Origin of the sequence: Gelidibacter algens, from assembly GCF_001678675.1 — a bacterium.
GTDB classification, from domain to species: Bacteria; Bacteroidota; Bacteroidia; order Flavobacteriales; family Flavobacteriaceae; genus Gelidibacter; species Gelidibacter algens.
On record NZ_LZRN01000004.1, the window covers coordinates 31746 to 54149 of the forward strand.

The following is a 22404-nucleotide window of genomic DNA, read 5'->3' on the forward strand; positions in this document are numbered from 1 at the left end:
TCATGAAATTTTACAAAATAATGATAGCATTGCTGCTTTTGTCTTCGTGCAAAAAGTCAGAGCCTATAGTAATCACGCCAAACGATTATCATAATGCCATAGATAAAGTGGTAAATATCATGATCCACGATATTTTTTCGCCACCTGTGGCAAGTCGTATCTTCGTCTATCCAAATATTGCAGCGTATGAAATTATTGCCATGCAAAACCCGCGTTACAACTCATTGAGTGGGCAAGTATCAGAATTGACCCAGATTCCTAAGCCTAAAGCGCCTGACCAAATCAACTTTCAATTGGCAGCCTTGATCGCCCACATGGATTTGAGCAGACAACTGGTGTTTTCCGAAGATCAGATCACGTCCTACCGAGATAGTCTATATGACATTTGGGAGCACAAGAATCCGGAAGTTTTTAAGAACTCCCAAGATTATGCATTGGAAGTTACCAAACATATTGTTCAATGGATGAATGCTGACAATTACAAGCAAACCAGAACCATGTCAAAATTCAACATCAATTCTGATGACATTTCCAGATGGGAGCCTACACCACCGTCCTACATGGATGGGCTGGAACCTCACTGGAATAAAATTAGAACATTTGTTTTAGATTCGGCATCACAATTTAAACCTAATCCACCTCCAGAATTTTCCATGGAGCCCGGCAGCAAATTTCATAACGAGTTAATGGAAGTTTATGATATCAGTAATAAAATCACAGAACTGGGCGATACTTCGGAAGAGATGCAAATTGCGCAGTTCTGGGACTGTAATCCTTACGTGACCGTAACAAGGGGACATTTGATGTTCGCAACAAAAAAAATCACACCCGGTGCGCATTGGATAGGGATTGCCAAGATCGCTTACCAAAAAAAGCAATATGAATTTTGAGGATACGGTGTATGCATATACCAAAACATCCATTGTCATTTTTGAGGCATTTATAAGCTGTTGGGATGAAAAATACCGAAGCAACTTGGTACGGCCTGAAACCCTTATCAATAAATATGTCAATGACAATTGGAAACCCATTCTACAAACGCCACCATTCCCTGAATATCCAAGTGGTCATTCTGTAGCTTCGGGAGCCGCCTCAACGGCCCTAAACTCAATATTTGGGAATGATTTTCAATTTGATGATACTACCGAGCTGCAATTTGGATTGCCCATAAGGAGCTTTAAATCCTTTGACCATGCAGCCAACGAGGCTGCCATTAGTAGAATGTATGGGGGCATTCATTATAGGGCGGCGGTTGATGAAGGTGTGAAGCAAGGCCGAGATTTGGGCATGTTTGTAGTTAACTCATTAAATATGGTCAATGAATAATTTTAGTCTAAAAAAGGGAATATTGTTTGTAGTGATCGGTGGTTTTATAGTCGCTACGGGATGGTATGTCCTAAAACCATACGACTATACAGTGGCGTTCAAGTCTAAGGCTTTGGTAGGGACTATCAATCAGACCTTAAAATTATGGAACACTAATTTAGACCATAGCAATCCCATCAATCAAGTTGCTATGGATGAATTAATTCAAAATCTTAAATTCGATGGTACTGATTATGACTTTCATTGGCAGTTATCGAGAATTGACGATTCCACCACACAGGTCAACATCGGCATAAAGGATCGTCATAACAGTTTGAGCAATAAAATTGATATTCTATTTAATGATACTGACTTTGAAAAAAAAGTAAAGCAGACAGTTTCTGATTTTCTTTTGGTTTTAAGCACCCATTTGGAAAAATTTGAAGTTAAAATTGAAGGCGAATCAACGTCGCCATCGACCTATTGCGCATACATTCCAGTAACCACAAAGCAATTTTTGAAAGCAAAAGGCATGATGGAAAACTATGGCATATTGAGCAACTTTTTATTAGAAAATGGTGTTGAGTTGAATGGCAAACCCATGGTTGAAGTGACATCTTGGGATACAGAAACCGATAGCATCTCTTTTAACTTTTGCTATCCAATAGTAAAAAAAGAAGGACTGCCAATTCATCCAACCGTAAAATACAAGGAGATAAAAGGCGGAAAAGCCATTAAAGCGATCTATAACGGAAACTATATTACGTCAGATAGAGCCTGGTATGCGCTTATTGATTATGCTAAAAACAAAGCCATACCACTAAGGCAAACACCAATTGAGGTATTCAACAATAACCCCAATATGGGCGGTGATGAACTCAATTGGCAAGCTGAAATCTATTTACCAATTAAAAATAAAACACCATGAATAGAAGGTTTGTCCTACACTTATTTTTGGTGGCGTTTGCCTTTTCTTGTCGGTCAAAAGTGAGAAGTAATTATCAGCATTAATGAAGAAAGCGCAAAGATTACTCTAAAACCCTATCAAGGATCATTTGTAAATTAAGTAAAAAAAATAATTATCATGAAAAAAATCATCAACCCATATTACTGGATAGTGCTTTTAATCATATCAGTCTCATGCGACACGCCAAAAGAAGACTTAACTGCCAATTCTCCAGACAGCAACATTCACGTTGAATTCGGATTGTCAAAAACAGGGCAACCGTTCTATTTGGTTTCCCATAAGGACAATACGGTCATCGACACCTCCTATATGGGTTTTGATTTTAAGGATGTGCCATCCCTGAAGGACAATTTCAAGGTGGTTTCCTCTAGCAAAGCAACCAAGGATGAAACATGGCAACTGCCGTGGGGTGAGGTTTTGGATGTCCGCGATAATTACAATGAATTGGTGGTTTATCTAGAAGAGCAATCAGACTTGAAAAGACAAATGACCATTCATTTTAAGGTTTACAATGATGGCGTTGGTTTTCGCTATGAAGTTCCGGCGCAGGATAATTTGAAAGACGTTTTAATTACGGATGAAAACACGGAATTCAATTTAACCGGCGACCACAACGTATGGTGGATTCCTGGAGATTGGGACATTTATGAGCATCTATATAACGAAACAAAATTCTCCAAGATTGATGCCATTTCAAAACGTGACCATCCCAACCTGAATGCCTCGTACATTCCAGAAAATGCAGTGAACACCCCTGTAACCATGAAAACTGATGATGGATTGTATTTGAGTTTTCATGAAGCCGATTTGACCAATTACGCCGGAATGACCCTTAAGGTTGATCCTCAAAATCTAAACATGGTCAGTGAACTTGTGGGCTCTGAGCGCTTAGGCGGTAAAGCAAAACTGACCGTACCTTTTGAGACCCCATGGCGAACCATTCAAATTGCAGAGAAAGCCGGTGATTTATTGGAATCCAACATGCTGTTGAATCTTAACGACCCGAACGCTATTGGCGATGTCAGTTATGTTACACCTATGAAATACGTCGGTATTTGGTGGGAGATGCACATCGGCAAATCCACATGGGATATGGAAGGCAGTCAGGATATGAATACCTACACCCTTGGAAAAGCGGGTACATCAAAGCATGGCGCAACCACGGAAAATGCAAAAACATATATCGATTTTGCGTCACAGAATGGTATCAAAGGATTGCTGGTTGAAGGTTGGAACACGGGTTGGGACAAATGGATCAATACCGATGATAGAGAAGGCGTGTTCGATTTTATGACCCCTTATCCAGATTATGATTTTGATGAAGTGATGCGTTATGCCAAGGAAAAAGGTGTTGAAGTCATTATGCACCATGAAACATCCGCAGCTCCAAGAACCTATGAAAAACAGATGGATGAGGCCTATGATTTTATGAAGAAAAATGATATCAATTCCGTAAAAACAGGCTATGTAGGTAAAATAATTCCCAGCGGAGAATACCATCACGGGCAATGGATGGTCAACCATTATCAAAAAGTGATTGAAGAGGCCGCTAAAAAGAAAATAGCAGTCAATGCCCATGAACCCATTAAAGACACTGGCAAGCGAAGAACCTATCCCAATGAAATCTCAAGGGAAGGTGCGCGAGGGCAAGAATTCAATGCTTGGGCGACAGACGGCGGGAATCCACCAAACCATTTGCCTACAGTTGCCTTTACGCGAATGCTCTCTGGCCCTTTCGATTTTACACCTGGGGTTTTCAACATCAAATTTGACGACTATAAAAAAGACAATCAGGTCAACACCACCTTGGCGCATCAATTGGCCTTGTATGTCGTCATTTACAGTCCGATCCAAATGGCAAGCGACTTACCTGAACATTATTTGGTGGACGGTAAAATCCATCCTGCATTCCAATTTATTACCGATGTGGGCGTCGATTGGCAACAAACCAAAGTTCTGGATGGCGAAGTAGGCGATTTTGTAACCATTGCAAGGCAGGAACGCGGCACAGACAATTGGTTTGTTGGAGGCATAACAGATGAAAACGGACGCACTGAAACCCTGACGTTTGACTTTCTTGAAGAGGGAACAACCTATACCGCTCGCATATATAAAGATGGCCCCGATGCCCATTGGGATACAAATCCTCAAGATTATGCCATAGAAGAAATGGAATTGACCAAGGCGTCTAAATTGGATATTCCTTTGGCTCCCGGTGGCGGATTTGCCATTAGTATCCTTAAAAAATGAACCATGTAACTCTTTGATTAACTAATTCATAAGCAAATGAAATTCACTAAACCAAGCCTTTCTTTTTGGCAGATTTTTAATATGAATGTTGGATTTTTAGGAATTCAATACAGTTTTGGTTTGCAACAAACAGCCATCAATCCTATTTTTTTGTATTTGGGAGCGCCAGAGGATATGTTGCCAATTTTAAATATCGCCGGTCCTGTAACAGGATTGATTGTCCAGCCAATCATCGGTGCCATGTCAGATAAAACATGGTCCCCACGTTGGGGACGACGAAAACCTTATTTTTTGATAGGCGCGCTGTTGGGTAGTTTGAGTTTATTTGTATTCCCGCATAGTCCTGTGCTTTGGTTTGCCGTTGGATTATTATGGATTTTAGATGTGGGAAATAACATGGCCATGGAACCCTATCGCGCATTTGTAGGCGATAAATTACCAGATAAACAATTGAGTTTAGGCTACCAAATGCAAAGTTTATTTGTTGGGGCAGGAATTCTATTGGCAAATGGATCCATCGTCTTGTTTCAATATTGGTTCGGTGGCGATCCTGCTGAGGAATCAAGTGGCATTCCACATTGGCTCTATTATTCTTTTATTATTGGTGCTTTTCTATCGCTCGCCACTATTCTGTGGTCTGTATTGAAAACACCTGAAATCCCACCTACCGATGAAGAATTGGTGGAAATCAATAAAATCAAAGGCCTTCCCGTTGGCAAACAGATTTCACAACCCTTTTTGGAAATTGCTAAATCCATTAAGGAAATGCCAAAATTCATGTGGAAAATTGGTGCGGTCTATCTATTTCAATGGTATGCGCTTTTCATTTATTGGCAATTCACTACGCCATTGTTCAAGTTGACTTTAGGATTTTCAACGTCAGAGGCGGCTTCCCAAGCGGCTAAAATGAGTTTAACTTATAATATTGTAACAATGTTGGTGGCCCTGGCCTTAGTGCCTTTGACGGTCAAATATGGCGGAAAAATAGTATATGCCTTAAGTTTGATAGGTACGGCAATCGCCTTGTTTACGATACCGTACATTTCTGACCCAACCTTAGTGCTTTTGCCAATGGTTTTATTCGGAATCGGTTGGGCGGCTATGATGGGAATTCCATATACCATGGTTTCGAAAATTGTTCCCCAAGAGCGACGAGGTGTTTATATGGGCATCTTGAATATGATGATTGTCATCCCGATGTTTATCCAAACCTTGACCTTTGGTCCTATTTATAAATATCTGTTGGGAGGCAATGCCATCAATGCCATGTTATTTGCAGGCGTGTTTTTCACGATTGCCGCCTTACTTGCCTTCCGATTGAATGAGTCAAAAATGAATCGTGAAATCGTGGGACATCAATTAACTAAAAGCGGGCATTAACACAGCAACCATGAAAAATCTACCCATCAAAATATCAATTTACCTCAATTATTTTGTCTTCGCCATCTTATTGAATAGCGTTGGTATTGTCATTGCCAAATCCATTAATGTGTACCATGTAAGTGAGTCACAGGCCTCGCTGTTGGAAGCGTTCAAAGATTTGCCTATCGCCATCGTCTCGTTTTTAGTGGCTTCGTTTCTGCCCAGATTTGGGTACAAAAACGCAATGTTGACAGGTTTGGCAATTGTATTCTTTGGGTGTTTATTAATGGTTTACGGCAACACATTTGCCTATACAAAAATTCTATTTATGTCCATCGGCGTGAGTTTTGCATTGATTAAATTATCAGTGTATTCCCTTATCGGCATCATTACTGAATCAAAAAGTGAACACGCGTCCTTGATGAGTTCCATTGAAGGCTTTTTTATGGTAGGCATTGCGTTCGCTTATATCTTATTTCCTTTCTTTTATTCAGAAGATGAAAACTCATGGCTTAATGTCTATTATGTTTTATGTGGACTTATTCTATTGTCTTTCCTCTTCCTTCTTTTTTCAAAAATTGAATATCAGGTGGAAGCGATTGGTTCCAGCTTAAAGGAAGATTTAAAAGCATCGGCTAAATTGATGGTCGTGCCATTGGTGTTGGTGTTTATCATATCAGCCTTTTTGTTCGTGATGATAGAGCAGGGTATTATGACTTGGTTGCCAAGGTTCAATGAGAAAATTTTCTTATTTTCTGAAAAATTAAGCGTTCAGATGGCCATCATCTTTGCCTTGTCATTAGCGCTCGGAAGGTTCGTGGCCGGGTATCTGACAAAACGAATGTCTTGGGTGTATTTAGTCATCGTTTGCATCGTGATTTCTGGAGGAATTCTGCTGGTCGTTTTACCACAATTGGAAGGAAACTCTGAATCGATGGGTGAAATTACAAGCTTATCTGGAGTGCCATTATTAGGATTTATTCTGCCATTGATTGGCTTGTTCATTGCTCCAATTTATCCGCTTTTAAATTCAACAGTTTTGAGTTCCTTGCCAAAAAGTCTGCATTCGCCCATGTCTGGATTGATTATTATATTTTCTGCTCTAGGTGGTACAATTGGCTCAAGGATTGTGGGCGAATTGTTCGAAAGTATTGGTGGAGCAAATGCGTTTTATTTCCTTTTGATTCCTATGGGATTATTGATTGCTTCGGTGTTTTTAATAGATAGAATGTCAAAACAAAAACAATTGAAATCATGATATTCTCATTAAACATAGAGTTCACTTTAAAAGCATTGTTATCTCAAGAAGATACCGATAACGACAAAAGAATTACCATTGAAGATGCTGGCCCAAAATCTTTCAAGATAATTTCCAATTCCAATATTGCCCATACTATAGAAGGAACGTATCACTTATCAAATTTGATGCAAGAACTTGTGTATGCCAAAAATAAGGGACTTACTGTTGCCGAGATACCACTTTCAAAAATTGAAGAATTGCCAGCAACACGAATTTCAAGAATCATTACCAATTATTTATGGGCAGGTCTTACGAGAACTATTGATGAAAACGGCATTGAACACCTTATTCTGGATTCAAAAAACGAGTCGCTGGTGGCACAAAAACTTCGGATTTATGTGCCGTTCAAAGACACTTTAGCCTATAACTATTACAGCAAACTTGAGAAAAGACTTCCTGTTGAGGTCATTTATCTGCCGGAAAACATCACACCTGAATTTGTCAAATCCATCAATGAGCAGCCTGGTATTTTATCCTTAAAATTAGTAGAAGAAAATAACGCGTGCAAAGGCGTGCCGTTCGTAGTTCCAGGTGGACGTTTTAATGAAATGTATGGTTGGGACAGTTATTTTGAGTCCGTTGGACTCATTGTCGATGGTAAAGTAGAATTGGCTAAAGCGATGACCGATAATTTTCAATATGAAATAAACCATTACGGAAAAATACTAAATGCTAACCGTACCTATTATCTCACCCGTACCCAACCGCCCTTCTATTCCAGTTTGATTCTGGAAGTGTATGAGGTCACCAAAGATAAGGAATGGCTACAAAGCCATCTCAAAACAGCCATTAAGGAATACGAGACCGTTTGGATGGTACAGGGAAAACGCTTGGTGGATACTTGTTTAAACCGCTATTTGGCAGAAGGTATTGGGATGCCGCCAGAAACTGAACAGGGTCATTTCGACGCCGTGGTTAAACCGTATGCAGAAAAGGCAGGGCTCTCCATTGACGATTATTTGGCCCACTATACTTCAGGCGCTATCAAAAACCCTGAACTGGACGCCTATTTTATCCAAGACCGCAGTGTCCGGGAATCGGGACATGATACCTCTTACCGCATTGAGGGCAATTGCGCCGATTTGAATTTGGTGGAATTAAATGCAATGCTTTATAAATACGAGACTGATTTTGCCCAACTCATAAAAGATGAATTCAATGATGACTTTAAACTTGATTTGAACTCTTATTCGAGTGAATATTGGTTAAAAAAGGCTCATGAAAGACAGGAATTGGCCAATAAATTTCTTTGGAATGACGATAAAGGACTGTATCTCGATTATAATTTCAAAACAAAAACACAATCCGATTATGTGGCCGCGACCACTTTAGTGCCGCTATGGTCTAAAATGGCATCCGAACAACAGGCAAAACGTTTGGTAGAAACAGCCTTGCCATTACTTAAAGAGCGTGGTGGAATAGCTGCTTCCACGGAAGAAAGCAGGGGTGAAATTTCAGATAACCGACCAGCACGGCAATGGGATTACCCAAATGGATGGGCGCCACACCAAATGATGATTTGGAAGGGCTTATTGAACTATGGATATAAGGACGAAGCCCAAGAACTGATGTATCGATGGCTCTACATGATTACCAAGAACGCTGTGGATTACAATGGCACCATCCCAGAAAAATACGATGTCGTAGCAGCAACCCACAAAGTATTTGCCGAGTACGGCAATGTAGGCACCAATTTCGAATACATCACGAATGAGGGATTTGGCTGGATGAATGCCTCCTACCAGTATGGATTATCCTTATTGGGAGACAGCTACATTAAAGACCTGAATCATCTGAAAGACCCAGAATTGGTTTTTTAGAGTTTATTATGAAACTGCTTTGGTAAAAAAGGCATAGCAACACATTGAATGTTTGACAGGAAATCTAAATAAATGAAGGATTTGAAAATAAACAGGAACAAACTTGATGCAAGAACGATAGATATACTATGCGTTGGGGAAGTGCTCATTGATTTTATAGGGCATCAATCGGCCGTTGGTATTGATGAAACAAGGGATTACCACCGATATCTGGGAGGCTCTCCTACAAACGTCGCCATGAATTCAGAACGATTGGGTTTAAAGGCGCTGATGGTGGCAGCGGTAGGCAATGATGGCTTTGGAGACTATATTTTTAAAAGGTTTTCCGAAATCAGTATTACTACAGATTATATTGTCAGGCATGAAGACAAAGCTACCAGTGTTATTTTTGTGTCCAAATCTGAAGGCACGCCCGATTTCATTCCTTATCGCGATGCGGATTACTGTATCGATGAAACACAAATACCACAGGACATCCTTTCCGACACTAAAATATTCCACACCACCTGTTTCGCATTGAGTAAAAAACCTGCGCAATCCACCATTCTGAAAAAAGCAGCGGAAGCCTTTCATCTGGGTTGTCAATTGAGTATTGATGTCAACTACGCCAAAAAGTTATGGGACAGCAAGAAGGAGGCGCTTGATGTTATCAAGGCCTACTGTAAATTCAATCCGTTGGTCAAAATCAGCGAGGATGATATGGAACGTCTTTTTGAACGTCATTTGCCCCACACCGACATTTTCGAATTTTTTCATGCTGAAGGCGTGGACACCGTATGTCTGACCCTTGGAAGCAAAGGCGTTAAACTCTCACAAAAAGGCCAACCGCTGATTGAATTGCCTGCCATCAAAGTTGAAAAAGTTTTGGACACCACAGGCGCTGGAGATGCATTCTGGTCTGGATTTTTATTCGCCTTTATCAAACAAAAACCTATCGATGAATGTTTGAAAGTCGCCTTGCAACTGGCGGCCCTAAAGCTTCAGAATGTTGGAAGGCTGCCTGATAACATCACCATTCTTTCAAAACTTTTATAATTTATTCGTATGGATGACAACACCCAAAACACGGTCAATACCCCCGAAAACACTCAGGTGTTTAACGGTGTCATGCTCAACGCCTATCCTGATAGTATTGGCAAAAATTTGAGTGATGCAATAGAGATGCTCAAAATGGCTGAAATGAAGGACGTTTTTTCATTATTTTATGTCTTGCCCACCTTTTTCAACAGCGATTTGGACAGGGGGTTTTCAATCGTGGATTATGACCTCAATGAAGCCTTGGTGTCACCCGAAGATTTGTCTGCTTTGGAGGACCTCCATATCATGTTGAAATTGGATATTGTTTTAAACCATCTATCGGTGGCGTCCCCTCAATTTAAAGATTTGTTGCAACATGGCGAGGCATCAATATATAAGGACTTTTTTATCAATTGGAACGAATTTTGGGACGGCCATGGTACGATGTCAGCAGATGGCGCCATGATTCCTGATGTTGAATTTCTGAACAAACTGTTCATGAGAAAACCCGGACTTCCAGTGTTGAAGGTGCTTTTTCCTGACGGAAACGAAAAACCATTTTGGAATACCTTTTACCAAAGCATACACTATCATGAGATTGCTATTGAAGATTTAAAAGGGCTAAAAATTTCCAGTACTGATGAAATGCGTGTGATATGCGAAAAAGTAAATAGCGCAATCGTTAAAAACGAAGATTTCAAAAGCATTGATTTTGGCTTAAACAACCACTTTAAAAGTGACATCATACAAATCGTCGAAAAAAAGCGAACCTATTTAGGTCAAATGGATGTGAATGCCAAATCTGATTTGGTTTGGGAATTTTATGAAGAAACGCTTTCAAAATTAAACCATTTTGGATGCAAAATTCTGCGCTTGGATGCCTTTGCCTATTTACACAAGCAAGTTGGACAAACCAATTTTTTCAACAAACCCGGCACTTGGGAGTATCTGGAACGCATCAAACAGATGGCAGAACGCAATAAGCTGATGGTCTTGCCCGAAATCCATGCCGAATATGGACTTGGCTTACATGATGAGGTCGCCAAAAAGGGGTATCCCATTTATGATTTTTTCTTACCGGGCTTAATGATTCACACCCTTGAAAATGGCAGCAGCAAAGCCCTTATAAGTTGGGTAACCGAAATTATTGCGGAAGATTACAAAACCGTTAATATGCTCGGTTGCCATGACGGCATCCCTGTTTTGGATTTAAAGGGTAAGGAAGTGGATGGCACTTATAACAAAGGTTTGCTAGAAGATGCCGACATTGAAGCCATCATGGAAACCATCATGGCGCGTGGTGGTCGCGTTAAAAATCTGTATGATCCGGCGGGAAGAAAAATTTCATATTATCAGGTAAACGCTACTTTTTTCAGTGCTTTGGGTGAAGACGAGCGCAAATTGCTGTTGGCGAGAGCCATTCAAATGTTTATGCCAGGAATTCCACAGGTCTGGTATTTGGACCTATTTGCCGGGAAGAACAACTACGCAGCTGCCGATCAAGGCGGAAGTGCGGGACACAAGGAAATCAATCGCACCACACTCACAATGGATGCCATTGAAAAGGGGCTGAAAACGCCCATTGTACTCAACCAATTAAAACTGATGCGATTGCGAAACACGTCGAAAGCCTTTCTGGGGAAGGTATCCATCAACAACACGCCTGACCATGAATTGGATATGACATGGACCTTAGGGAAAGATAGTGTACGGTTAAAGGCAAACTTAAAGAGCTACGATTTCACAATAGAGCAGACCACTTTGGGGATAGCGGAAAGAATTATTTTTCAGGATTAAACCTAGTGTTATGGGTTTAACACCACCACTAGGCCACGAAGCGAAAAGTTACTATGGATATACAATGTGAGAAGTTTTAGAAAATAGAAATTGGTACTTTGGAACATACAAATGACGAGATTTTCAAAATAGCAAATTTGGAATACACCCAAACCGAATCTCGATGAAATTTCATCAAAACGATACTTCAAAAAGGCACGTTGGATGAAAAAACAAAATTACTTATGGCAGCAGCTGTAGCATATGTCGCCGACAAGAAGCCAGCAAAGAGAAAAAAATTGTGGAGGCTATTCGGGTTGCACCTGCTGGAGATCTTTAGACTATAACTTGCCATTTGGTAGAGAAATAAGTTGACCGCCCTCCAAGTTTTATTTTTTTTATAGTACCGCCGGTATGATAACAGGTAGCACCTTCTTTTCTAAAATGGATTAAAAAATCTTCGGGAAAATCACTATAATGCGCGTCATTTTCAATAGCCACTTCTATAACCTTTTTCATTGCGTCGAATATCGTTTCGATATGTTTTTCGCTCATATCATCTACTCTTTTTTCTGGATGGATTTTAGATTGGTATAAAATTTCATCCGCCATCCAGTTGCCCACACCAGCAGCAACACTTTGGTCCATCAGCACTGTTTTGATGGATGTCTTTCGATTGCTCAAGGAAGTCTTGAAATCTGCCAAACTTAAGTCCCGCGCATCATCGCTTAATTTATGATCTGCTTTATAATCAGGGATGGAGTCAATTAAATCCCACCATCCAAATTTACGCTTATTCTCAAATGCGAAATGAAAACCATTTTCAAAGGTGAGCACAATATGCCCATATTTGGGGCGGTCTTCTTCCTCTTTATAATAGTTGGGACGCCCGGTCATCCCGAAATGGATCACAAGTATTTTTTTGCCTGTAGTTTTTATAAACAAGTACTTTCCGATGCGTTCTGTTGCCTTAAGCTCACTGTCAATAAGGTGCTTTTCAAAATCTGCTTTTGAGGCCTTAAGCAATCGGGGGTCGCGGCATTCAAATGCGGTGATTTTTTTATGCAGGGAGGTGCTATCTATATAAATTTTATAACCCTCAACTTCTGGCAATTCTGGCATTCTGTTTTTAGTTTTTTTAATGTCATCAAAAATCACGACTGACGATAGCGAAGGGATTTTCAATAACGATTGCACTTTATCTTTTTCTATTGAAACTTCTGTGTTAGAAATAGCTTTTATAGCATTCCATTTTAGAATTTGAACAGTTTTTTTGAATTCAAATAGATCATCGGAATATGTCTTGTGAGATGATCACCTTGCAAGTTGTTGACACATTTCTATATCGTTATCTAAAATATTTTAGAAAAATATTCATCTTCTAATAACACCCTGATTTTATTTTAAAAAGTCATCGTCTTTGAAAGAAGGATTAGGATAGGTATAAAAACCTTCGCCGGTAGCGACACCCAATTTTCCTTTATCAATGAAATTCTCTTTTAGGTATTCAACTACCTTTTGTTTATCTGAGTCTCCTGTTTTTTCAGCCTCCATTTTATTAATGTTATAAGCAGTGGTAATACCAACCACATCTAAAATCGCAAAGGGACCCGTGGGAGCACCAGTTGCCACCATCCATGTTTTATCGATTGTTGGAACATCTGCCACACCGCTTACCAACAGGTCCAGTCCTGCACTCAATAAGGGTACAAGCAGTGAATTGACGATATAGCCTGGCTGTTCTTTTTTTAATGGCAGAGCCACCATGCCTATAGATTTGGCAAACGCAACAAGGGTGTCAAATACGTCTGGATCAGTCCCGGGATGTCCCATAATTTCAGCTGTGTTGTGTTTCCATATCTCATTGGCAAAATGCAATGCTGCAAATTGAGCTGGTCTACCTGTTGATTGGGCAAATGTGCTAGGCAGCATTGTAGATGAATTACTAGCGAAAATCGTTTTTTCAGGAGCTACAGCGGCTAGCTTTTTATAAAACTCTTTTTTAATGGAGGGATCTTCAGGCACGGATTCTATAACCAGATCAACATTGGCAACAGCCTTTTCCAAATCTGAAGAAAAGCTCAACCGGTCTATAGTTTCATCGATCTGTTTTTGTGAGGCATTCAAATCAGCCTTGTAAGACTCTCCCAATTTCTTAAAGGTAGTTTTTGATTTTTCTAGTATGTCATCACTAATATCATAAACCATTACAGCATATCCGTGAAAGGCGGTTTGGAATGCAATTTGCGATCCTAATACGCCGCTGCCAGCTAAAGTTACTTTTTCAATTTTCATAGTGTTATGTCTTTAATTACTTGTTACAGTTATTTTTCTTCAATGTTGCCGCGAGAAGCTTTGTAATGCCGTCTTTCACTAAAACGTTTATTTTATTTCGTAACAGATAGTAAAGGTATGAGCTCGGTTTTTACACTGTTTAGGACAAGCTTATGATCACTTTTCCTTGTGCTCTTCTTGTAGCAAGGTATTCATAGGCATCTATTGCATCTTCGAAAGGATAAATAAGATCTACTATTGGCTTGATATCTCCATGTTCAACCATGGCTGTGATGGTTTTTAACTGTTCAGCATCGGGCTGCATCCAGGTTAATTTGTATATCGCTGATTTTTTATCGATCAGTTTTGATAATTTTTCAGGCAATTTATAATCTGTCATTCCCATGTGCTTTGCGGTGTCTTCGTCTGGTGGGCCTACTATGGTGGTTACTCTTCCGCCTTCCTTAATAATTTCAAAGGCATCAAATGTGTAATCGTCCCCTAAAGTGTCAAAAACGATGTCCAAATTATTAGCAACCTCTTTATAATCTTCCGTTTTATAATCGATCACGCGGTCAGCACCCAAGGCCTTGACCCAATCTACATTTTTGCTACTGGTAGTCGTATAAACAATAGCTCCTTTAGCTTTGGCATATTGAATGGCAAAGCTACCTACACCCCCAGAGCCTGCATGAATAAGAATTCTATCATTCTCTTTGATATCGACACTTTCTAAAGCTTGTATTGCTGTGAGTCCGGTTAACGGCAATCCGGATGCTTCTTCGAAAGAACTATTTTCTGGCTTTTTAGCAACCAAATCGCTAGTAACAGCTACAAATTGCGCTATGGTACCCATTTGTTCTTGGGGTACTCTGGAATACACCTCATCACCAATTTCAAAATCGCTAACATCAGCTCCCTTTTCAACGACCACGCCGCTCACGTCATAACCAATTGTACTCGGAAGGTTTAAGGACACCTTATCTTTTAGATGTCCTTCAACCAATTTATAATCTATAGGATTGATTGACGCAGCTTTGACTTCAACTAAAATGTCGTTAGCTTTAATAGTCGGTTTGTCTATCTCATTGATGGATAGACTGTCTTTAATTGCGCCGTATTTTGTTATTTGTAATGCTTTCATAATAAGTTTTATTTATTTTTTAGAATTTTTACAGGTTTGCCAAACGCCAGATGGACTCAACCGCCCATACAACAAGCACTGGCCAAAAAAAAGCCTGATTAAACAAGAGTTATCATTACATAAAGTGGCTATACTTTTAATGCGCGACCTGTCCCTTGTCTTTTTTAATAAGTACGTTATTTTGAAACCGATTTTTGGCTTTTATTGAAATTATTATTGATCCAATCGAACATATGTTTATAAACCTGTTCCCTTACAGTTTTTTTTGAGAGCACTAAATCGTGCATGCCACATTCAATCACTTGCACCTTTACATCGCCATTAATTTTTTTGGCGTATGTATTAATGTCATGCACGTTTAAAACAGCATCCGCTTCCTTGAACTTCTCTGACCAATGATGTTCAGAAATTGACGTACTACTATACATTATTAGTGTGGGGACAGTTATGGTAGAATTCTGTCTCATATTTTTTTGTGCATTATGAATAGCCCTTATAAAACCTAAATTCACCTTGGGGATATCGTGTGGTTTCCAAGCCAAGGAATAGTCCCACTCTCCATACTTCTCCTTATGAAGGCTATACCCGTAACATTTTGTAAATCCTCCTGTTACCGGAATATTAGGAAAGTAGTTACCTATAAATGATAGTATTGGGATACCTACAGTTTTTGCGAGGTCATTTAAATTAAAATCATAAAATGGACTGTTACAGATCAAGCCTTGAAATAGGTTGCTTTGTAAATGATTGATGGCGTAATTGGTGAGGATAAGTCCTCCGGTTGAATGCCCCATCAAAATGACTTTGTGGTTGTTTTCAGCTTTTATGATTTTTAAGGAAAGGTCCAATTCCTCATCATATTCCAATAGGGAAAGGACGTTGTTGAATTTTTGATGATTTAAGTATGACCTTCCATACTTTCTTAAATCTAACGCATAAAAATTATAACCATGTTCATTAAATTTTATAGCCAACTCTTTCTGAAAGAAATAATCGTTGAAACCGTGGACATATAGGATCGCCCTCTCTGATATATTAGTGGTATTCCTACGTATTAAGGTCGCAATTACATCACCTTCATAGTCATCTGTAAGCTTCAAGTTCAATTTCTTAAATCCATCACCCAGAATATCAGGATGGTAATCCTCCGTTTTATTGTCCATAGGTTTGTGTTCTTACATTTTCATTGCGCCTTTAAAACTTTTAGTGGTTCTTTTTAATAATTACAGTTGCTATACAGTTCGAACGGAAGCATTAACACCATAGCTTTAAAGATAGCTATTACACGAGCAATAACATATCGAATTTAAGTTTTATAAAAGATGATTTTCATTTAGGATGAGGAGAACGACGGTAGATTTGTCCTATGAATTGAACGTAGAAAAGGTTGTCAAACGGTTTTAAGGATGGCTACTTTGTTATTCGGGTTAATTCTAATACTTCAAGTCACACATTCTGCAGAGTGTTAGTGAAACCTTTACAATGGATACCGTATTTACAAGAAAAGACAATGGCGTTGCACCAATTAATGATTTTCACAATTGGAATCAAAAATTAATTATTTATTTGAGTTGGTGTAATCATAACAACACCCCGAAAATCATAAATTTTGGATGTTTTCTGTTTAAACTTACGGTAGTTGATTGATAGTTTGCAAAATACCACCCTTTACTTTAGGGGATATAGGCATAAACTTAAGACCCAACAGCGAAAACTACCGTCTCTATTAAATGCTCAGCTCCCCTCTCAAATTTCTTTTTTTTAATAAAACCTCAGTTTTTATTGATATAGAAATTTTTTAATCCGAAATTGTACATTGAATGTAATAGTGTCCAAACATGAGTAAAGTTATCCAGAGTGTAAGTGCGTTTTTTAAAAAAGATTCCGCCACCGGTATATTATTGATTGTAGCTACGGTATCAGCCTTGATTGTTGCAAATACACCCATGAGAGGTTTCTACGAGCATATGATGGAGCTAAAATTTGGAATGGGATTTAAAGATGTCTATATTTCTAAGACAATGCACCACTGGGTTAATGACGGCTTGATGGCGCTGTTTTTTTTAGCGGTGGGTCTCGAAATTAAGAGCGAACTGAAATTTGGTAGTTTGACATCTTTTAAATCTGCCATATTTCCTGTGGCTGCAGCAGTTAGCGGGGCGCTATTTCCGGCACTTATATATTTTGCGTTCAATCAAGGCACTGACTATGTAAAGGGTTGGGCAATACCGATGGCTACAGATATTGCTTTTGTTATTGGAATCATAGCCATACTTGGCTCCAGAATGCCGTCATGGGCAAAAGTTTTTATCACTACCATTGCCGTGGTAGACGATCTTATTGCCGTGTTGGTCATCGCATTTTTTTATACTGAAGAAATACACTGGAATGCACTGGGGTTAGCGGGTGGTTGCACACTCGTACTGCTTGTTTTTAATCGTGCAAGAGTGAACAGATTGACACCCTACCTTGTTGTTGGTTTTATAATGTGGTGGGCTGTATTGGCCTCTGGTATTCATGCCACGATTGCCGGTGTTATCTTGGCGTTGACGGTGCCTTTGCGCCGGGAATGGAAGATTGGAAAAATAAAGAGATTTGCGCTACGCGGTTACCATCTCTTTAAACAAGCAAAAGACCACAAACTTGCAATGACCAGTCCAGAAGTCCATCGCTATCTCGAAAACACACAACGTGAGATGGAGTCGCCGTTGAAGCGATTGGAACGGAAACTGCATGCGCCAGTGTACTTTTTCATCATGCCACTCTTCGCATTCGTCAATGCAGGCATTGTATTTAATTCTGAGATTTTGAATCAAGCCTTCCATTTGCCCATCACGTGGGGAACAATTTTCGGTCTCGTATTGGGGAAACCCATAGGGATTATGCTAGCCATCTGGATCCTCTTGAAGTTTTTCTATAAACACATGCCTCAAACTCCTGAAATATGGCGACTTCTTTTTGGGATTTCCCTTCTTTGTGGCATCGGTTTTACAATGTCACTTTTTATTGTAACCCTTTCTTTTGACGACCAAGTTATTCAGGAAGAGGCTAAAATTGGAATTCTTGTCGCTTCTATTTTGAGTGGATTATTGGGCTATCTGATTTTACATTACGCCACAAGAAAACCAGAAGCAATTACGAGAGATAAGATCAGCATCACCGGACATTATTAAACCTAGTCTACATTACCATATTTGAGTGGTTAGTCCCTTTCTTTTTAAATCAAGTGATGTGTTGATTTTGGGTAGTCAGAGGGTGTCCAATTGTATTTACAACTAACTTTTTAAGCTTTAGAAATGGTCTTAGGTAAAAGCACCTGAGAAAGCTGCCACCTGCCTTCAACTGGTTTAAATACTTAAATTGAATTGGAAAACAAATTCCATTTGTCAACTTTGATGAGGTCAATCAGTATGGATGTGGTTCATTTTTATACGGATATGATTAACAATGAGCGATAATATACCTAACTTTATAGACCTCAGATTTGATCCTGCAATTCTAAAAGAGTATCCGAACATCAAAATTTAATAAACTACTTAAATCGTATGCTTATTAAATGTTCGTTACGCCTTCTCGTTTTGAAGGTAATTGAATGTTTTAAAACTACTCATAGAACCACCACTGTTCACTAATATTTAAATCCTAATTCTATGGAAAAAGATATATTTAAAACTAAAAAGCAATTGGATATTGACGGCATAAGCTATGACTATTACAGTCTTGAAGAACTCGCCAGTCAAGGTCATGACATTGACAAACTACCATTTTCCATTCGTATTCTTTTGGAAAACGTATTGCGTAACTTTGACGATTTTTCGGTAACTAAAGAGAATATCGAAACGCTTCTCAACTGGAAACCAAAGGGGTCAGATAAAGATATTCCTTTTAAACCTGCCCGTGTATTGATGCAGGATTTTACAGGAGTTCCAGCGGTTGTAGATATTGCTGCCCTGAGGGCGGAGGTGGCACGTAAGGGCAAAGATCCCAATACGATCAATCCGCTAGTACCCGTAGATTTGGTGGTTGACCATTCTGTACAGGTCGATTATTTTGGTACGGAGTATTCCTATCAGCGGAACATGGAAGAAGAATATAAACGCAATAAAGAACGCTATCAGTTTTTAAAATGGGCGCAGCAATCCTTTGATAATTTTAGCGTGGTTCCACCCGGAATGGGGATATGCCATCAAATTAATTTGGAATATTTCTCTAAAGGTGTGATTGAGCGTAACGGGGAATTGTTTCCAGACACTTTGGTGGGTACAGATAGCCATACACCAATGGTCAATGGCATTGGCGTTGTGGCTTGGGGTGTTGGTGGTATTGAAGCCGAAGCTGCCATTTTAGGCCAACCGCTCTATTTTATCATGCCAGAAGTCATCGGTCTGAAATTGACAGGGAAATTGCCCTTGGGTTCTACGGCGACCGATTTGGTATTGACTATTGCAAACATCTTAAGAAAGCAAGGTGTCGTAGGTAAATTTGTTGAGGTTTTTGGCCCAGGACTAGATTATTTGTCAGTGCCAGATAGAGCGACAATTGGTAATATGTCTCCAGAATTTGGATGTACAATTACCTATTTCCCAATTGATGACAAAACCTTGAAGTATATGCGAGAAAGCAATCGCTCAGAAAAACAGATCAAATTGGTTGAGACCTATTGTAAGGCTAATATGCTATGGCGAAAAGATGAAGACCGCATCAACTATACTGAAGTTGTGGAGTTGGATGTCTCAACAATTGAGCCTACGGTTGCAGGTCCAAAACGTCCTCAGGATAAAATACTTTTGAAGGATTTTAAACCGAAATTTATTGATTTGTTGAGCTCCTCTTTTGAACGTGAATATATAGAACATGAAGAGCGGGAATCTGTGATCCGATGGAAAAATGAAGGAGGAAATCAACCGGTGGCGGCACCTAAGGAAATGCCAGAAGAAACTAAAATTGAGACTGAAGAACAGAACGGACTTAAAACGGTATGGATTGATAAAGGAGAGCAAAAATTTTCATTGTCAGACGGTTCCGTAGTTATCGCTGCTATTACCTCTTGTACCAATACTTCCAATCCGTTTGTGATGATTGGGGCTGGTTTGGTGGCAAAAAAAGCAAGGGAACATGGAATTGACGTCAAACCTTGGGTAAAGACATCATTGGCACCAGGTTCTAAGGTGGTTACGGATTATTTGATACGAGCCGATTTGTTAAAAGATTTGGAAGCCTTACAATTCCATTTGGTGGGCTACGGATGTACCTCCTGTATTGGTAATTCAGGACCGTTACCGCCCGCTATTGCCAAAGCTGTAGATGCAAATCAATTGGTGGTGTGCTCAGTGCTTTCGGGAAATCGAAATTTTGAGGCGCGCGTCCATCCGCAGGTAAAGATGAATTACCTCATGTCACCCATGTTAGTGGTTGCTTTTGCAATTGCAGGGCGTGTAGATATTGACTTGATCAACGATCCCATCAGTCATGATAAAAATCAATTGCCTGTGTATCTAAAAGATATTTGGCCAACCGATGATGAAATTAATGCGGTACTCAAGGAAGTCCTCACGCCTAAGGATTTTGATAAGAACTATTCAGAGATTTTTGATGGGAATGAGATTTGGAGAAACTTGGAGATCCCAACGGGCAAATTATATGAATGGGACATAGAATCCACTTATATTAAGGAAATTCCATTCTTTAAAGATATTTCAGATGTACCTCCGAAACTTCAAAATATTGAAAATGCGCGGGCACTTTTAGTGTTGGGAGATAGTATTACCACAGATCATATTTCTCCAGCGGGCTCCTTCAATGAGCATTCTGCCGCTGGACAGTATTTAATTGAAAAAGGCGTCAAGAAAGAAGCGTTTAACTCTTACGGAAGCCGCAGAGGTAATGATGAAGTCATGGTGCGCGGTACCTTCGCAAATGTACGGATCAACAATAAACTTTCTGAAAAGGAAGGTGGCTACACCACGCATTTACCATCTGGCAATGAAATGACCGTTTATGAAGCGGCGGTTAAGTACCGGGAAGATGCAACGCCTTTGGTAGTGCTTGCCGGAAAGGAATATGGAAGTGGATCATCTCGAGATTGGGCTGCAAAAGGCACATTCTTGTTGGGAATTAAAGCGATATTGACAGAGAGTTATGAGCGCATCCATAGAAGTAATTTAGTAGGTCTCGGCGTTTTACCATTGCAATATGAAGCAGGCGAATCGGCTGAAAAATTAGGATTGACAGGAACAGAGACATTTACAATCACCGGAATTTCCGAAGGATTATCGCCATCAAAGTTGGTGGATATCATCGCAAAAAATGAAAAAGGTGAAACGATAAAATTTAAGGCCATTGCCAGATTGGATTCTTTAATAGAAATTGAATATTACCGAAACGGGGGGATCCTTCAGTATGTACTCCGTCAGTTTTTGGAGAAGGAGTAGGAGTTTAGCCAAATAGTAATGAATTTCGAATAAGGGATAACACTAACAAATAAAGAATTATAATTGAAGTATATGAAAACAGCATCGCTCACACAAAATATAGAATATCATGAAAGCAAACCGACCATAAAAGTCTTAATGGAAACCGAAACCGGAAAAGAAATTAGGATTGCTTTTAAAACGGGACAGGTTATGAAAAAACACCAAACACCGTTCCCTATCGTAGTTGAAATCTTTGAAGGTCAAATTGACTTTGGTGTCGATGACAAAATACTTGCGTTGGCCAAAGGTGATTTAGTGGCTTTGGATGGGGATGTGCCACATGATTTGACTGCCGTAAAGGACAGTATTGTAAGATTAAGCCTGAATAAGGCAGATTCATCGCAACGCGTGGAAGATGTTGCCAATAAGGCGTAGCATTCTTTAAATATCCTACGTTAAGCAGATATTACACCTTAAAACGTTAGACAAATTTCAGGAAAAATACATGTATGAAAGACCAGGTCGTATAAGCAAAATCAATCAGTCACGCCACACACGTTGTGTTGCATATTAGAACCGAATAACCCGAGGGGCTGGAATTAAAACCTTTGCCTATGCTGAAGAAGACACATTTATAGCTGGTGGTGCAGGTGTGACTCCTTTATTGCAATTTTGAGATATTTGAAATCACATGACTATTTTATCACAAGAAACTGTTGAGGGCATGGGGAAGGGAGACATCATGAAAAATTTCTTGAAAAACTCCCAACTAGCCT

The 22404-nt window shown here is 39.5% G+C and carries 14 protein-coding genes and 1 pseudogene; 11 read left to right on the plus strand and 4 right to left on the minus strand.

The genetic code is table 11. From position 1 onward, the window contains the following. Window positions 1-2 precede the first annotated feature (2 nt). The 8 genes and pseudogenes from A9996_RS02695 to A9996_RS02730 all read left to right on the plus strand — a co-directional run bounded on the left by A9996_RS02695 (window position 3) and on the right by A9996_RS02730 (window position 11818). A pseudogene (locus A9996_RS02695) lies at window positions 3-1326 on the plus strand (vanadium-dependent haloperoxidase). Then, complete coding sequence (locus tag A9996_RS02700; RefSeq protein WP_066430604.1) at window positions 1319-2233, plus strand: GyrI-like domain-containing protein; 915 nt, start codon at window positions 1319-1321, stop codon at window positions 2231-2233. Before A9996_RS02695 ends, A9996_RS02700 begins: the two are co-directional and overlap by 8 nt. Window positions 2234-2389: 156 nt before the next feature. After that, window positions 2390-4522 (plus strand): glycoside hydrolase family 97 protein, encoded by a 2133-nt coding sequence (locus A9996_RS02705; protein WP_066430606.1) that lies wholly within the window; start codon window positions 2390-2392, stop codon window positions 4520-4522. A 36-nt stretch (window positions 4523-4558) separates the two neighbouring features. Then, window positions 4559-5902: an MFS transporter gene (locus tag A9996_RS02710; RefSeq protein WP_066430608.1), complete on the plus strand. Its 1344-nt coding sequence runs from the start codon at window positions 4559-4561 to the stop codon at window positions 5900-5902. 10 nt (window positions 5903-5912) lie between these two features. Beyond that, window positions 5913-7142, plus strand: coding sequence for an MFS transporter (locus A9996_RS02715; RefSeq protein WP_066430613.1), 1230 nt, complete (start codon window positions 5913-5915; stop codon window positions 7140-7142). Next, window positions 7139-9004 (plus strand): alpha,alpha-trehalase, encoded by a 1866-nt coding sequence (locus tag A9996_RS02720; protein ID WP_066430614.1) that lies wholly within the window; start codon window positions 7139-7141, stop codon window positions 9002-9004. The genes A9996_RS02715 and A9996_RS02720 overlap by 4 nt, the downstream gene beginning before the upstream one ends. A 72-nt stretch (window positions 9005-9076) precedes the next feature. After that, window positions 9077-10039, plus strand: a complete 963-nt coding sequence (locus tag A9996_RS02725) for a carbohydrate kinase family protein (RefSeq protein WP_066430616.1) — start codon at window positions 9077-9079, stop codon at window positions 10037-10039. 9 nt (window positions 10040-10048) lie between these two features. Then, a complete protein-coding gene (locus tag A9996_RS02730) occupies window positions 10049-11818 on the plus strand; it encodes an alpha-amylase family protein (RefSeq protein WP_066430619.1) in 1770 nt (589 codons plus the stop codon). A 315-nt stretch (window positions 11819-12133) separates the two neighbouring features. Here A9996_RS02730 and A9996_RS02735 read toward each other — a convergent pair whose 3' ends face one another. From A9996_RS02735 to A9996_RS02750, 4 genes are all read right to left on the minus strand, one after another. Then, the gene (locus A9996_RS02735; protein ID WP_248912310.1) at window positions 12134-12982 is read right to left on the minus strand and encodes an Fpg/Nei family DNA glycosylase; all 849 of its coding nucleotides are present in this window, start codon (window positions 12980-12982) and stop codon (window positions 12134-12136) included. 213 nt (window positions 12983-13195) lie between these two features. Next, on the minus strand, window positions 13196-14092 hold the full coding sequence (locus A9996_RS02740; protein WP_066430621.1) for a 3-hydroxyacyl-CoA dehydrogenase: 897 nt from the start codon (window positions 14090-14092) through the stop codon (window positions 13196-13198). A gap of 139 nt (window positions 14093-14231) precedes the next feature. Next, window positions 14232-15215, minus strand: a complete 984-nt coding sequence (locus A9996_RS02745) for an NADP-dependent oxidoreductase (RefSeq protein WP_066430626.1) — start codon at window positions 15213-15215, stop codon at window positions 14232-14234. Between the two features lie 176 nt (window positions 15216-15391). Beyond that, window positions 15392-16378 (minus strand): alpha/beta hydrolase, encoded by a 987-nt coding sequence (locus A9996_RS02750; RefSeq protein WP_066430627.1) that lies wholly within the window; start codon window positions 16376-16378, stop codon window positions 15392-15394. Between the two features lie 675 nt (window positions 16379-17053). Between A9996_RS02750 and nhaA the strand changes: the two genes are divergently transcribed. The 3 genes from nhaA to A9996_RS02765 all read left to right on the plus strand — a co-directional run bounded on the left by nhaA (window position 17054) and on the right by A9996_RS02765 (window position 22063). Then, entirely contained in the window at window positions 17054-18388 is a 1335-nt protein-coding gene (gene nhaA / locus A9996_RS02755; protein ID WP_066430628.1) for a Na+/H+ antiporter NhaA, read from the plus strand. Between the two features lie 477 nt (window positions 18389-18865). Continuing rightward, window positions 18866-21646, plus strand: coding sequence for an aconitate hydratase AcnA (acnA, locus tag A9996_RS02760; RefSeq protein ID WP_066430629.1), 2781 nt, complete (start codon window positions 18866-18868; stop codon window positions 21644-21646). Between the two features lie 72 nt (window positions 21647-21718). Then, window positions 21719-22063, plus strand: coding sequence for a cupin domain-containing protein (locus A9996_RS02765; RefSeq protein WP_066430630.1), 345 nt, complete (start codon window positions 21719-21721; stop codon window positions 22061-22063). Window positions 22064-22404 lie beyond the last annotated feature (341 nt).

Coding starts and splice junctions, on each gene's coding strand:
- A9996_RS02700 (WP_066430604.1), top strand. CDS start 1,319: ATGAATAATTTTAGTCTAAAAAAGGGAATATTGTTTGTAGTGATCGGT.
- A9996_RS02705 (WP_066430606.1), top strand. CDS start 2,390: ATGAAAAAAATCATCAACCCATATTACTGGATAGTGCTTTTAATCATA.
- A9996_RS02710 (WP_066430608.1), top strand. CDS start 4,559: ATGAAATTCACTAAACCAAGCCTTTCTTTTTGGCAGATTTTTAATATG.
- A9996_RS02715 (WP_066430613.1), top strand. CDS start 5,913: ATGAAAAATCTACCCATCAAAATATCAATTTACCTCAATTATTTTGTC.
- A9996_RS02720 (WP_066430614.1), top strand. CDS start 7,139: ATGATATTCTCATTAAACATAGAGTTCACTTTAAAAGCATTGTTATCT.
- A9996_RS02725 (WP_066430616.1), top strand. CDS start 9,077: ATGAAGGATTTGAAAATAAACAGGAACAAACTTGATGCAAGAACGATA.
- A9996_RS02730 (WP_066430619.1), top strand. CDS start 10,049: ATGGATGACAACACCCAAAACACGGTCAATACCCCCGAAAACACTCAG.
- A9996_RS02740 (WP_066430621.1), bottom strand. CDS start 14,092: ATGAAAATTGAAAAAGTAACTTTAGCTGGCAGCGGCGTATTAGGATCG.
- A9996_RS02745 (WP_066430626.1), bottom strand. CDS start 15,215: ATGAAAGCATTACAAATAACAAAATACGGCGCAATTAAAGACAGTCTA.
- A9996_RS02750 (WP_066430627.1), bottom strand. CDS start 16,378: ATGGACAATAAAACGGAGGATTACCATCCTGATATTCTGGGTGATGGA.
- nhaA (WP_066430628.1), top strand. CDS start 17,054: ATGAGTAAAGTTATCCAGAGTGTAAGTGCGTTTTTTAAAAAAGATTCC.
- acnA (WP_066430629.1), top strand. CDS start 18,866: ATGGAAAAAGATATATTTAAAACTAAAAAGCAATTGGATATTGACGGC.
- A9996_RS02765 (WP_066430630.1), top strand. CDS start 21,719: ATGAAAACAGCATCGCTCACACAAAATATAGAATATCATGAAAGCAAA.